General features: G+C 56.5%; 14 protein-coding genes. 7 read left to right on the top strand and 7 right to left on the bottom strand.

The window, feature by feature from the left end:
- Window positions 1–164 precede the first annotated feature (164 nt).
- On the top strand, window positions 165–752 hold the full coding sequence (locus QZ869_RS07935; protein WP_296015591.1) for a DUF1214 domain-containing protein: 588 nt from the start codon (window positions 165–167) through the stop codon (window positions 750–752).
- On the top strand, window positions 745–1,308 hold the full coding sequence (locus tag QZ869_RS07930) for a DUF1254 domain-containing protein (protein WP_296015594.1): 564 nt from the start codon (window positions 745–747) through the stop codon (window positions 1,306–1,308). Before QZ869_RS07935 ends, QZ869_RS07930 begins: the two co-directional genes overlap by 8 nt.
- 120 nt (window positions 1,309–1,428) lie before the next feature.
- Here the strand turns inward: QZ869_RS07930 and QZ869_RS07925 are convergent, their stop codons facing one another.
- On the bottom strand, window positions 1,429–1,629 hold the full coding sequence (locus QZ869_RS07925) for a hypothetical protein (RefSeq protein WP_296100816.1): 201 nt from the start codon (window positions 1,627–1,629) through the stop codon (window positions 1,429–1,431).
- A gap of 638 nt (window positions 1,630–2,267) precedes the next feature.
- On the opposite strand from QZ869_RS07925, the gene QZ869_RS07920 reads away from it, so the two are divergent.
- A complete protein-coding gene (locus tag QZ869_RS07920; protein WP_296103963.1) occupies window positions 2,268–3,167 on the top strand; it encodes a DUF2336 domain-containing protein in 900 nt (299 codons plus the stop codon).
- A gap of 144 nt (window positions 3,168–3,311) precedes the next feature.
- Here QZ869_RS07920 and QZ869_RS07915 read toward each other — a convergent pair whose 3' ends face one another.
- From QZ869_RS07915 to QZ869_RS07905, 3 genes are all read right to left on the bottom strand, one after another.
- The gene (locus tag QZ869_RS07915; RefSeq protein WP_296082390.1) at window positions 3,312–3,653 is read right to left on the bottom strand and encodes a DUF1491 family protein; all 342 of its coding nucleotides are present in this window, start codon (window positions 3,651–3,653) and stop codon (window positions 3,312–3,314) included.
- A gap of 182 nt (window positions 3,654–3,835) precedes the next feature.
- Entirely contained in the window at window positions 3,836–4,789 is a 954-nt protein-coding gene (locus QZ869_RS07910; RefSeq protein ID WP_296103832.1) for a peptidoglycan-binding protein, read from the bottom strand.
- Complete coding sequence (locus tag QZ869_RS07905) at window positions 4,761–6,284, bottom strand: HAMP domain-containing sensor histidine kinase (protein ID WP_296103960.1); 1,524 nt, start codon at window positions 6,282–6,284, stop codon at window positions 4,761–4,763. The genes QZ869_RS07910 and QZ869_RS07905 overlap by 29 nt, the downstream gene beginning before the upstream one ends.
- A 490-nt stretch (window positions 6,285–6,774) precedes the next feature.
- On the opposite strand from QZ869_RS07905, the gene QZ869_RS07900 reads away from it, so the two are divergent.
- Both QZ869_RS07900 and QZ869_RS07895 read left to right on the top strand, forming a co-directional pair.
- Window positions 6,775–7,185, top strand: coding sequence for a DUF5330 domain-containing protein (locus tag QZ869_RS07900; protein ID WP_296103829.1), 411 nt, complete (start codon window positions 6,775–6,777; stop codon window positions 7,183–7,185).
- A gap of 225 nt (window positions 7,186–7,410) precedes the next feature.
- Entirely contained in the window at window positions 7,411–7,827 is a 417-nt protein-coding gene (locus QZ869_RS07895; RefSeq protein ID WP_144621064.1) for a SufE family protein, read from the top strand.
- A 39-nt stretch (window positions 7,828–7,866) separates the two neighbouring features.
- Here the strand turns inward: QZ869_RS07895 and QZ869_RS07890 are convergent, their stop codons facing one another.
- The gene (locus tag QZ869_RS07890) at window positions 7,867–8,268 is read right to left on the bottom strand and encodes a DUF930 domain-containing protein (protein WP_296015607.1); all 402 of its coding nucleotides are present in this window, start codon (window positions 8,266–8,268) and stop codon (window positions 7,867–7,869) included.
- A gap of 232 nt (window positions 8,269–8,500) precedes the next feature.
- On the opposite strand from QZ869_RS07890, the gene QZ869_RS07885 reads away from it, so the two are divergent.
- Both QZ869_RS07885 and QZ869_RS07880 read left to right on the top strand, forming a co-directional pair.
- Window positions 8,501–10,600, top strand: coding sequence for a S9 family peptidase (locus QZ869_RS07885; RefSeq protein ID WP_296103827.1), 2,100 nt, complete (start codon window positions 8,501–8,503; stop codon window positions 10,598–10,600).
- Window positions 10,601–10,985: 385 nt separating this feature from the next.
- Window positions 10,986–11,270 (top strand): hypothetical protein, encoded by a 285-nt coding sequence (locus QZ869_RS07880; protein WP_296074293.1) that lies wholly within the window; start codon window positions 10,986–10,988, stop codon window positions 11,268–11,270.
- A gap of 92 nt (window positions 11,271–11,362) precedes the next feature.
- Here the strand turns inward: QZ869_RS07880 and dmeF are convergent, their stop codons facing one another.
- Together dmeF and dmeR are read right to left on the bottom strand one after the other, a co-directional pair.
- Window positions 11,363–12,391 (bottom strand): CDF family Co(II)/Ni(II) efflux transporter DmeF, encoded by a 1,029-nt coding sequence (dmeF, locus tag QZ869_RS07875; RefSeq protein ID WP_296103824.1) that lies wholly within the window; start codon window positions 12,389–12,391, stop codon window positions 11,363–11,365.
- A gap of 10 nt (window positions 12,392–12,401) precedes the next feature.
- Window positions 12,402–12,674 (bottom strand): Ni(II)/Co(II)-sensing transcriptional repressor DmeR, encoded by a 273-nt coding sequence (gene dmeR, locus QZ869_RS07870; RefSeq protein WP_113272125.1) that lies wholly within the window; start codon window positions 12,672–12,674, stop codon window positions 12,402–12,404.
- Between the last annotated feature and the right edge of the window lie 2 nt (window positions 12,675–12,676).

The following is a 12,676-nucleotide window of genomic DNA, read 5'->3' as shown; positions in this document are numbered from 1 at the left end:
CGCATCGTCTGGTTTCCGCATCGGTCGCGAAAAGCTGTTCATCGCGATATTGAAATCGAAACCGATGAATTTTCCCTCTAGCGTTCATCATCCTTTATGCTGAGGCATTTCCCCGCGTCGAAATCAATGCTAACCGTGGCGCTGCTCCAAATCGGGAAAGCAGCGTGTTTCGAGTCCCATTTCTTGTCGCCCTTTCATTGGTCATTGCCTTTGGCGGTGGCATCGTTTCCACGCTTGTGGCACTGGAAGCCACGTCCGGCTTCGGCTCCATCAAGATCGGCGCCTGGGACGCCTTTCCAGAGTCGCAGACGATCGAAGCAGACCCTTATGCGAAAGCGCACCGGGCTGATGCGGGAAAATTGCTCTACGGGACTGCAGAGGGCTTGGCTTTCACCGCAGCCATGGACAGCGGCGGTCAGCGACTGACGGGTCAATGCCGCTATACTCTGAGCGGAAATCTGCCGCCCGCGCGCTTCTGGACACTGTACATAGCCGATCAACAAGGCAATCTGCTGGATGATGGCTCAGGCAGGCCAATCGCTCTCAACTCGCGCAACCTTCTGCACGGCCCGCAGGGCGGCGTATCCGTGACGCTTTCGGCGACTGCCACTCCGTTCAACTGGCTGGCAGTGCCGCCTGCTGGCAATTTCAAACTGGTTCTGACCCTGCTGGACACGCCGATTGCAGGCAGCACCGGCCTTATCGACATTACCATGCCAGCCATCGAAAAGACGGATTGCAGTCATGCTTAGGCTCCTCCTGTCTATCTTCACGGGTCTGGTCGGAGCCGCCGTTCTGCACCTCGTCATCCTGTTTTCCATCCCGCATTTTTCCAACCGCGACGCTTATACGCGTGCTGTTGCACAGGGTGTGCAAAACCGTTTCCATATGGTCGAGCCCAAAATTGACCGGCCCGGCCAGAACAAGGCAGAACTCGTGAGCGAAGACCCGTTCATGCGGGTGGCTGTCTGCACCTTTGATATCGAGGAAAAACCGGTTAGGCTCTCGGCCTTCGGCGCTGTTCCCTTCTGGTCCATTGCGGTCTTCGACAGCGCATCGAATGAGATTTTCAGCATGAACGACCGCACGTCGGCGGGTGGAGAGCTGGATATTGTCATTGCCAACGCCGAACAGAGCGGCGCCATTCGCAAGACGCAGGTTCAGGCGCTGTCGAAATCCATTCTGGTAGAAGCAGGGCATGAAAAGGGCTACGTCGTTTTACGAACGATGGTCCCGCAGGCAAGCTTTCTCGAAGAAGCGGAGCGGTTCCTGGGAGCGGCGACGTGCGAGCCGACAGCGATCAGATAGACGGCATGTCGATGCCGCGCGCTGAAATATCGGTTGTCCTTTCGATAAGGACGTCTGGGTGTGCGCAAAAGCCAAAGGCCGGTTGAGAATATCAGACTGCTCCACGCAGGTTTTAAGTGCTCAAGAATTTATCGCACTGTCCTGTCCTGCAACTGCGCTGACTTTGCGTTTGCGTGCCTTTACCGTTTTGGCTGCGTCTGTTCGTTCATAACGCACGCCGGTGAAAAACAGGATCTGCGCTGGTCCACCAGCACTGATATGCGCGTCGTCCGGCTTTCGTGGACGGCGTGTTGCCGTCGAAATCGAAATTATGTCTGCCATTGCCATCTCCTTCCACTCGGCACGACGGAACTTGTTGACCGGATTGCCATATACATTGTCGCATGCGACCGTCCGGTATGAGCAGGCGCCATATCGAGCTTTCAGCAAAAATCTGTTTTTGATCTTTGTGCCGGGTCTTTGAGACAACGGCATTGAGCCGATATGGAATGCCAAGTACCACTACATCGGGCATTACCAGTCCACGGACTGGGCAGAAACACGGGGTCCGGGATGCTTCTCCCGCCCTCATGGGCTTTGCTTCGCTTCAGGACCATATCACCGAATGCTGCACTTGCCCACGCTATAGAATCACGAGAAAGTTAAGCAAGCGTTAATCCTAATATGCCTTGTGCAGAACAGCTTTACTTTCGCATGGCGACCTATTTCTTCCGATCGGCCTTGGCAAACGCGAAACGTATGAGCTCGGTTCCATCGGAACGAAAATTCCTTTGGTTAACAAAATAGCTGTGAATTATCGAAAAAAGCCTCTTCTCGGGACCCGTGGTTAACAGGGCGTCAACGCATTCATTCTATTTTGAGTGCTCCTGTAGTTTTGCGTCTTGTTGGGTATTGCGTTGACAGACCGATTTCGAGAACTGGAACGGCCAAGGGCCGAGAGGAAGAAAGACGTGGTATTGATGGCGACCGTCTCGAGTTTCGAAGGGCTGCCTCATCCATCCAGATCAGAGCTGCGACAATTTGCAGAGCTTTTTCTGCCGCTCTTTTCCGCCTCCACCACCGAGGCGAAGCGAGAGGCGATTGCTGCCCTTTCACAGAACCCTCATGTGCCTTCAGCCGTCGCGTTCTTTATCGCTAGCCAGCCGATTTCGCTGTCTGCGCCCTTCCTGGTGTCCTCCAAGGCGCTGAATGACGAGACATTGATCGCGATCGCCCGAACGCAAGGTGGCGCGCATGCCAGAACGATCGTCCGGCGCGAAGATCTGTCCCCAACCGTCATCGACGCGCTGGTTGGTTTGCGACATTCACGCCATGGCATGGGCGTGACCAACGAGGATATCCGCACCTCCCAGTCAGATGCGGCGAGAGCCGAGCGCGAGGAGAAGCTGCGAAGCCAGCTTCGCACGATGGCGCGTCAGCTCAACCGCCCTGCGGGCGATACGCTCGGCGTCCGCCGCCTGACCGAAGTGCAGGAAGCATTGCTGGTCCGGTTCGCGCGCGAGCGCGATGCGAGCCGGTTTGCCGCAACCCTTTCGGATTCACTCTCCACCAGTCACTGGCTAACGGAGCGCATCCTCCTCGACATCTCCGGACGCCAGTTGGCCACGACGCTTGTGGGCATCGGCATGGATATGAACGACGCCATCTTCATTCTGGAATGTTTCTATCCGCATATGAGGAAGCTTGCTGGCGATACAAGCCGTGCCGAAGCTATGCTCGAGTCACTCGACACTGTCGAATGTGAAGAGCGGATCGAAAGCTGGCGCCGCGCGGATCGTTACACAACAAATCCGCAGAGCAGTGACAGCGCGCATTCTCCCGAACCTGCCGCAGTTCACAAACTGGTTGTACGCCGCTAAAGAGCCGTGCGTCTCGTTGCAGGCGTGAAGGGCACTTCGCCGATTTGAATCTATGCAGCGTGCTTTGATGGGTCGAGGCTTTAATGCGTGCCAAAACGCAGTGGTTTCCGATCACAGGAAGCATTCCGGCGCATCCAAGCAACGTCAGGCCACAAGGGTGAAGAGGTCGTCAACGCTCTCGGTTTCCAGTTCGACGACCCAGAGATCCTCGTCGAACCGGCGTTCCTTGTCCAGAAGACTGTCCACTTGTAGGGCGGTCGCCTCTTTAAGCCGCTGTTCAAACCGACGTTCTGAACGGATCTCATTATCTTCTGCAAAGCTTTGAGGGGCCGGGCCAAAGAGATTTTCGCGTCCGTCGCGCAGTCGCTGGCGGATGAAGATCGCGCCCGCCTCCTCCGCTCCCTTTCGCTCAATGGCGGCAAAGTCGCCTGCTGCGAAGACGCGACGCATGAGAGCGGAGACGAAGATTTCGGACTTGAGACGCATGACGAGACTTATAGAACGCGCAATATTGCCAAGCTATTCTTTTCTCGGATGCAGTACCAAATCGGCATGAGAGATTGAAAAAAGAGCGAGTCCACCCAACGCTTTGACCAAGAACGCTCAGAAACTGATTCACAAAAGCCGGGTTGTGTCGACGAACCTTCAGAAAAAGATTCCGTTCGCTCTTACAAAGCCCCGATAGATTTGAGCTTTTTCAACACCGCTTCACTCGGCTCTCCTGTCTCGGGGAGGCGATAGTGCTTCTCGAAATTGCGGATGGCCTGGCGCGTCTGTTCACCAGCCAAACCATCTACTTTCACATCGGCGTAAGCAATGTTGACAAGGCCCTGCTGGATTTTTGAAACAAGATCCTTGCCGGCAGGATTGGTGCCGCTTGCCGAAGACAGAGAGACATTTTGCGGCTTGAGCGGCTTGGCCTCCGCATTGCGGATTGCGGCAGCGACCGGATCGAGCGCCACCCCTCCGCCATTGGCCGCAGCGGGGCGATCTTTTGGCAAAGCCTTAGGGATGGCTGCAACGGTCGTTGCGCTATCTATTTTCAGCGCGGACAGGACCCGGCTCGTCGGTTCCCCCGTCTGCTCCATGCCGACGGTTTCTTCGAAGAAAAGGATCGCCGCTGTTGTGCGTGGGCCCCTCAAGCCATCGGCAGGACCATCGTAGAGGCCGCGGCGCGCAAGCTCACGCTGGATTTCCGCAACCAGCTCGGAAGGTGGATGGCTGGCAGGCTGTTGACCTTGTCCGGCGGTTGCTACCTGCCCTGCTTCTGGCTGAGCCGAGGCCTGTTGCGCATCGATCTCCTGAGCATCCGCCTGTCGTTCTATGCGGAAGGTCGTAACGTTACCGTGCTGGCCGAGCGTCGACGTCATGCGGTAACCCGCAATACCATTTGGATCATCCTCATCTCGGGTGCGCAGGAAAGGTGCCGGATGATGGCCGGGTTGGTACCAGAGGGCGTTGGCGGAAACGAAGCCGAAAACAATCAGGAACGCGGCGGAGCCGCCAACCAGTTTCGGATGAGACAGAACCTGTTGGCCCATGGCGCGCGCAGCCACAGACAGCAAGCCAGGCTCCTTCCGGACAGTTTTTTTCCTAGGCGATTTTCGCTTTGGCGCGGCCATCCGCAGTGTCCTTCCTCTTTCTCATGTCGGCGCCACCCGCATTCTCTCTCAAGCGCGGCGGAAACTCCACAGGCGCACCGGCATCTTCGCAAGTACTGCGCGGCTCGCCGGAGCCATCGGCAGGCAGCAGGATCGTGACGACTGTTCCTTCGCCCTGCTTGCTGGTGATTGCAAGTCTGCCGCCATGAAGTTCCACAAGTCCCTTCACGAGCGATAGTCCCAGCCCCGTGCCCTCATAGCGACGGGTATAATCATTCTGGACCTGCATGAAGGGCTGGCCCAGGAATTCGATCTTATCGGCGGCAATGCCAATGCCCGTGTCGCTGACCGTTAGCTTTAGCATATCATCCTGCATTGATGCATCGATGACAACCACACCACCGGATTCGGTAAACTTGATGGCATTGTTCGCCAGATTGATCAGAACCTGCTGGACGGCCCGCTGATCCGCGACGATCTCGCCAAGATCGCGCTGAATGCGGCTCGTCAGCGTCAGACCCTTCTGTTTCGCCTGGAGACCAAGCATGCCTTCGCATGACGCGATGACATCGCTGATGCGGAAAGGCTCCATCATCAACTCGTAACGTCCCGCCTCCAGCTTGCTCATATCCAGCATCGTGTTGACGACGGAGAGCAGATGGCCGCCAGACTGACGGATCAGCTTAACATATTCGCGCTGACGATCGTTCTCCAACTTGCCAAAATACTCGCCGGCAAGAATGTCGGAAAAGCCGAGTATGGCGTTGAGTGGCGTGCGCAATTCGTGGCTGACGGCCGCCAGAAAGCGCGATTTTGCCTCGGTCGCAGATTCCGCCTCTGCGGCCTTTCGGGCCATTTCGCGGCGTAGAACTTCCATTTCGCTGACATCGCTGAGCTGGCCGATGACGCGCACGAGCCGGCCGGTCTGATCCCGCTCCGCCGTCATGTCTATGCGGGCATACATGAACTGAATCTTGCGACTGACGGGACCGTTCTCGAACCGCAGGTCGGCAACCGCATGATCTGCTCCTTGACGCAGTGTATCGAAAGCCTGCATCAGGCCAATGCGGTCGGAAACATGCACCATTTCGGCAAAGACATGTCCTGCGCTGCTCTGGATCTGCAACGGAAAGCTCCGCCGGTCGCGACCCGATACGGCCTCGACGACGCCCTGTTCGGTGAAGAACAATAGTAAACCCGGAACCTGCGAGGATGCGATTTGCTCGCGGTTGATGACCGCAGCTGCGATCTCTCTGGTGGGCTGATGAATTGTCAAAAGCACCGCGCACGACGCCAGGAATACCGCGACCACCAGCGCTACACCGAGAGGCAGTGCAACTGATGCAGGCAGAATGAAGCAGATGATGGCAGGAGCGAGGAATAGCGCGACGATAGCAAAGGCGGCGAGACGACGAACCGCGGCAACGACTGCCAGTCTTTCGCTGGTATCGTCTTCCATGCGCGACAACCACATGCCCGCGACATGATCGACAACCGCAATCGCTTTTTCCGCTATGTTACGCAATACCAGGACACCGCACTCTAAAACGCAGCAGGATTAACACCTGCCTTCAATCATGCCTGACAATAGAAGCACGCGGCTTAAGGAATGGATAAAAGCGAGGGTGACGAAGGCGCTCCAGTCACCCCGAAATCCCATTTCGGCGCAAATATGCAGTCCTTTGCCAATCATGGTTAACGGTGGGTAAGCGAAGGATTTTCTTGTATTTTTCCGTTTGCGTTAATACTTGAGGCGAGGGATGCGCGCCCAATCGCCTGCATTTTCGCCCCACTGCCGCAATTATGCTTAACATCGACCGTTAAAATTTGTGAGATCAGGGATTCATCGACTTTCGGGGGGAACAAGTCGTTACAATTTGAATTAAATCTCGCGGTTTTCAGCAAAGGGCTGTTGGGCTCTCGGCGCTAGGGTGTTTGCAAGCCCGGACAACAGGGCAACAACGGATGATCCGAAAAGGACGCCAGTCAAACAGGGTAGTCGTGCAATGTGGTTTCTCATCAAAGGAATGATCTGGTTTTCGCTGGTGCTCGTCGCACTGTCCTACTTTGGCGGTAACAGCACAGACAGCCAGAACTCGCAGATGAATGTCGCAGGCGCGATGTCCGCCGCCAGCGAAGCATACCGCTATGTCAGTGCCATCTGCGTCGAAAAGCCTGACGTCTGCATCAAGGGCGCCGAAACATTCCATGCGCTTGGTGAGCGAGCCCGCGAAGGCGCCAAGGTTGCCTATGAACTGATCGATTCCCATCTCAACGCAACCGATGAGCCCAAAATCGCCAACGCGAACGTTCCTGCCACAAAGGTCGAAACGGTGACAGCTGGCGACGATATCAAAACCGGCACCATCAAGGTCGAAAATACCATTCCCCTGCCGCAGAAGCGTCCTGCCCTCTGACTGAATAGCCAGACGCGCAACGCCACAGCAGAACCGATACAGATTTGAGTGATACTCTCACCATCCCTTGCGGCGCATCCCGCTATAGATGCGCTGCCTGACTGCCCGACTCCTGACGCCCTGCCCGAAGTGAAAGCTTCGCCGCAGGGCTTTTTTCTTAGCGGCAGCGGTTCAATTTACCCTGCCGTTGACCTATATCGGTGCAGCAACATGGATGGCAGGCAAATGGCTTCTCTCGACAAGATCATGGACGACTTCTCCTTTCTCGACGATTGGGAGGACCGCTACCGCTACGTGATCGAGCTTGGGAAGGAACTGCCGGATCTGGCAGAGGACAAAAAGACGGCGGAGAACAAGGTACAGGGCTGCGCCAGCCAGGTATGGGTCGTAAGCCATAGCGATGGCGCGCCTGATCCCGTGCTGACATTCGAAGGCGATTCAGACGCCCATATCGTCCGGGGACTCGTCGCTATCGTCCTTGCTACCTATTCCGGCAAAAGGGCCTCGGAGATCGCCGCCCTCGATGCCATCGACGTGTTCGGCAAGATCGGCTTGGTGGAACACCTGTCCTCCCAGCGAGCCAACGGCCTCCGCTCCATGGTGAACCGCATTCGCGAGGAAGCGCGGCTCTTGTCGGCGTGATCGCGGCGGTCACCCGGGCCACCGCGCCGATTTTTTTGCTCAGTCGTAGAGATAGTGCTTCGCCCACTGCGACTCCGGCACCTTGTCGCCCACCTTGTAATCGAAGTTGCGGATGCCGAGAGTTGAGGGTGCCACTTGGCACTTGTATTTGAGGCGATACCACTCACCAGCGCTGCGGAACACCGCGCCCGAAGCCTTGATCGAATCCTTGGCAACATCGGGATCGCCGAAGGCATAGGCAATAACCTTATCGGGCTTCATGCCTTTCTGTTCCTTGGCAATCCGCTCCATCGCCTCGATATCGCAACGCTGCTCCAGCCGCTCCTCGGGCGCAAGCTGGTTCAACTGTCTTATGACATTTGCATCGATGGCGTACGACGGAAGCGAGAACGAGAGGACGGAAAAGGCGGTCAAAAGTGCGATCGATAGGGGCTTTTGCATCGGATTCTATGAGGCTTTCTCAAGTCTTCTTGTCATTCTTTGCAGGGAGGTATCTGCAGCGTCTCCTCGACGCAGCAGACTCTATCGTCGTCTAACGCGAGAATGTGATCGAAACCTGACCAAAATGTGCCCTGCCGATATTCGGTCGGGGACAATAGAAACTTGATAGCGCGGCAGGGGCACTTTACATCATGAAAAAGCAGAATGATTTTCTTACGAAAGCGAGTTTGTCTTGACCATATTCAAGAACCTGCCCACCCCACCCCATGCGCAGAAGAAGCCGGTGACGGATACTTATCACGGCATTACACGCACGGATGACTACGCCTGGTTGCGGGCGGATAACTGGCAGGCGATGTTCAAAGACCCCTCCCTGCTCGACCCGGCGATCCGCACGCATCTGGAGGCGGAAAATGTCTATATGGAAGCGGCGATGGCAGATACGAAAACGCTTCAGGAGAAGCTTTTCGAAGAAATGAAGGGCCGCATCAAGCAGGACGATTCCTCGGTGCCGGTCAATGACGGGCCCTATGCCTATGGCACACTCTTCGTGACTGGCGGCGAGCAGCCGCATTATTTCCGCACCCCGCGCAATGGTGGCGAGAAGCACGTCCTGTTGAACGGCGACAAGGAAGCCGAAGGCAAGGACTATTTCCGTCTCGGCGGCCTCGATCAGTCCTCCGACCACAGCCGCGGCATCTGGAGCTATGACGACAAGGGCTCGGAATTCTACACGCTGCGCATCCGCGATCTTGCCACCGGTAAGGATCTTGACGACGTGGTGGAAAATACCGGCGGTGGCGGCGCATGGGCGCCTGACGGAAAGAGCTTCTTCTATACGCTTCAGGACGAAAACCACCGACCGTCCAAGATCTTCCACCACATCGTCGGCCAGCCTCAATCTTCCGACCGTCTCGTCTATGAGGAGAAAGACCCGGGTTTCTTCATGGGCGTCGGCGCCTCAGTTCTTGATGACTTCATTTTCATCGATATTCATGATCACGAGACCAGCGAATACCGTCTCCTCTCCACCAAGGATCTGCTGGCCGAGCCGCAGATCGTCGCCGAGCGCGAAGAGGGTATCGAATATTCGATGACGGAAGGCGGAGACGTCTTCTTCATCCTCACCAATGATGGCGACGCCAAGGATTTCCGCATTGTCGAAGCCCCTGTTGGCGCGCCGAGCAAAGAGAACTGGAAAGAGGTCGTGCCGCATGAAGCGGGTCGCCTCATTCTCTCGGTCGATGCCTATGCCCGCCATCTGATCTGGCTGGAGCGCCGGGACGGACTGCCGCGCATCGTCATCCGCGATCGCTCGACAGGTGAGGAGCATGCGATCGCTTTCGAGGAAGAGGCCTACTCGCTCGGGCTGCATGGTGCGGCGGAATACGACACCGACGTTATCCGCTTCAGCTATTCCTCCATGACGACGCCAAGCCAGTTGTTCGACTACAACATGGTGACACGCGAGCGCACGCTTCTCAAAACCCAGGAAGTGCCGTCCGGGCATAATCCGGACGATTATGTGACCCGACGCGTCATGGCGCCTTCGCATGACGGTGCGCTGGTGCCAGTGTCCCTGCTCTACCGTAAGGATACACCACTCGATGGTTCGGCACCCTGCCTGCTCTATGGCTACGGCGCGTATGGCATTACCATTCCCGCTTCATTCAGCACCAACAATCTGTCGCTCGCCGATCGTGGGTTTATCTATGCGGTCGCGCATATTCGCGGCGGCAAGGACAAAGGTTTCGAATGGTATGAAAACGGCAAGATGGAGCACAAGCAGAACACCTTCAAGGACTTCATCGCCGCCGCCGACCACTTGGTAAAAGAGGGTTTCACCTCCTATAGCGGTATCATTGCCGAAGGCGGGTCCGCGGGTGGCATGTTGATGGGCGCTGTCGCCAATATGGCGCCGGAGAAATTTGCCGGCATCATTGCCGCCGTTCCGTTCGTGGACGTCCTGACCACAATGCTGGACGACACGTTGCCTCTGACCCCGCCCGAATGGCCGGAATGGGGCAACCCGCTGGAGTCGGAAGAGGAATATCGGTGGATTGCCGCCTACTCGCCCTATGACAATGTCGGTGCAAAGCCCTACCCGCCTCTGCTCGCGATCTCCGGTCTCACCGATCCACGCGTGACCTATTGGGAGCCGACGAAGTGGGTAGCAAAGCTGCGTGAGAAGACCACTGGAAGCGCGCCGATCCTGCTGAAAACCAATATGGCGGCAGGTCATGGCGGCAAATCGGGCCGTTTCCAGCGACTGGAGGAAATCGCGTTCGAATATGCCTTCGCTCTCAAAGTAGCAGGCAAGAACCAATCGTGAGGCAACGAACGATACTCCGACAAGAGGAGTGACGCGAGAACACGCGCCGCTGACTTGAGAGCGCCATACGTCCTGTTGGACTAAAGATGGCGCCCTCTCTTCGTCGATCTATAGATCGTGCTTCTTGAGAATCGAATTCAATTCCAGTGCCGATGCTTTAGCGCTAACCAGCATAATCCCCCGTCTAATGCAGTTTCGGATGGCGTCCTATCGTCAGAGAATCGGCATTTGCGGGGTTTTTGCTGTTTTGCAAGCCCCTGAATTACAAAAACGAAGCAGGGGTTTGCCTCATGTCAAGCACTGTGAGCGCTCCAAGCATGAGTGCGGCAAGCTTCGCGCAAGCTTCAGCGGTTAAAAAAGCGTTAACAGCTTGAAGAGGCTCCCGATGAATATCGACAACAACATTGGCGGATCGCTTTACCACGGTCGCTCACAAACCATTGAGAAAGTGCAAACGGACGTCGTCGTATCGGAAGTGTCGTCGCCGGGCTTTAGTGGCAGCACGATTTCTTTCGTCAATGCCCTGCAGGCAAGTTCGCTGGCAAGCGTGCTCTGGACCGTCAACCGCGACGCGGTAAAAGAAGCCGCTTCGGCACCAACGACGGCTCCTCTTTCGACAGGGGAAGATCCTGACGCCGCCTGGGTCTACCAGGCCTATACGGAACACTGATACCGCCGGACACTTCCGGCGGCGGCCTTGCCAGATCTGGCACGATCGCTTTCACGCGAAGCCAAATCCCGTAATTCAACATGCCTCGCAGATCAAGCTGCTGCGTTGACCTCGATCGTCACGTGGGACAACTCGGAAATCTTCGAAAGCTTATCGCGATAAAAAGCGGAAGACTTTTCACCAGTTGTCGATAGGCACACGATTGCCGCATGATGTCCTGGACCGACTTGCCACACATGCAGATCGGTTATGTTCTCCTCCCCTGTTTCAACGGCTCCACGGATTTGCGAAATGAGCGAGCGATGTCTAGGGATGGCATCCACCAGCACTGCACCCGTGGTTCGAAGCAGGCTCCAGGACCAACGCGCTATGACGACGCCACCTACAATGCCCATGGCGGGATCCAGAAGGGTCCAGCCATTCCACTTTCCTAGAAGAAGCGCTCCTATAGCGAGAACCGACGTCAACGCATCCGCAATTACGTGGAGGTAAGCGGCGCGTAGATTGTTGTCGCGGCTCTCATGGTGTGCGTGCGATCCATGCGCGTGATGAGCGTGAGCCCCACGATGATGATCGTGGCTTTCATCCGGATGGTCATGATCATCGGTGCCATCGTGGTGGTCGTGGCGGTGGCCCTGATGATGCCCATGATGGTGATGATCGTCCTTCAGCAGCAAGGCGCTGACGATGTTGACGACAAGACCAATGACCGCAACGATAATGGCCTGGTTGAAGTCGATCTCCACCGGCGAGACGAAACGCAGCACGCTTTCCCACGCGATCAGTAGAGCGACGACGCCGAGCACTACCGCACTGGCGAAGCCGGCAAGATCGCCAAACTTTCCCGTACCGAAGGTGAACCTTGAATCATGCGCATGTTTTCGGGCGTAGAGATAAGCAAGCGCCGAAATGAGCATCGCGCCCGCATGTGTCGACATATGCCAGCCATCGGCTGTCAGCGCCATGGAGCCAAACCAGTGGCCAGCGGCAATTTCCACCACCATCATGACTGTGGTCAGGGCAATGACCATCCAGACGCGGCGCTCGTTGCGCTCATGATCGCTTCCTAAAAAAACATGCGTATGCGTGCCATCCGTATGACTGTGTTCCATCATGGCCATCGTCTTCACCTTATCGAATGTAGGTTTTCAGAACCTGCGCCAGCTCTTCTGCGGCTTTGGCGCGTTCCTCGTCATTTTCGGCATGCAGAACATGCTCGTGCAGATGCTCCTGCATAACTTCACCCGTCAGACCGGAAAGTGCGCCGCGCACGGAGGCAAGAAGCTGCAGCACGTCACCGCAGGGTTTGCCGCCTTCAAGCGCGCGCTCGACGGCTTCCATCTGACCTTTCATGCGGCGGATACGCGCCAGGAGCTTATCCTTGTCTCTGATCGTATGGGACATCT

Source organism: uncultured Agrobacterium sp., assembly GCF_913777885.1.
GTDB lineage: Bacteria > Pseudomonadota > Alphaproteobacteria > Rhizobiales > Rhizobiaceae > Agrobacterium.
The sequence above is the reverse complement of the archived record's forward strand: the minus strand, read 5'-3'. Positions and strand labels throughout refer to the sequence as shown.

Coding starts and splice junctions, on each gene's coding strand:
- QZ869_RS07930 (WP_296015594.1), top strand. CDS start 745: ATGCTTAGGCTCCTCCTGTCTATCTTCACGGGTCTGGTCGGAGCCGCC.
- QZ869_RS07925 (WP_296100816.1), bottom strand. CDS start 1,629: ATGGCAGACATAATTTCGATTTCGACGGCAACACGCCGTCCACGAAAG.
- QZ869_RS07920 (WP_296103963.1), top strand. CDS start 2,268: ATGGCGACCGTCTCGAGTTTCGAAGGGCTGCCTCATCCATCCAGATCA.
- QZ869_RS07915 (WP_296082390.1), bottom strand. CDS start 3,653: ATGCGTCTCAAGTCCGAAATCTTCGTCTCCGCTCTCATGCGTCGCGTC.
- QZ869_RS07910 (WP_296103832.1), bottom strand. CDS start 4,789: ATGGCCGCGCCAAAGCGAAAATCGCCTAGGAAAAAAACTGTCCGGAAG.
- QZ869_RS07900 (WP_296103829.1), top strand. CDS start 6,775: ATGTGGTTTCTCATCAAAGGAATGATCTGGTTTTCGCTGGTGCTCGTC.
- QZ869_RS07895 (WP_144621064.1), top strand. CDS start 7,411: ATGGCTTCTCTCGACAAGATCATGGACGACTTCTCCTTTCTCGACGAT.
- QZ869_RS07890 (WP_296015607.1), bottom strand. CDS start 8,268: ATGCAAAAGCCCCTATCGATCGCACTTTTGACCGCCTTTTCCGTCCTC.
- QZ869_RS07880 (WP_296074293.1), top strand. CDS start 10,986: ATGAATATCGACAACAACATTGGCGGATCGCTTTACCACGGTCGCTCA.
- dmeF (WP_296103824.1), bottom strand. CDS start 12,391: ATGGCCATGATGGAACACAGTCATACGGATGGCACGCATACGCATGTT.
- dmeR (WP_113272125.1), bottom strand. CDS start 12,674: ATGTCCCATACGATCAGAGACAAGGATAAGCTCCTGGCGCGTATCCGC.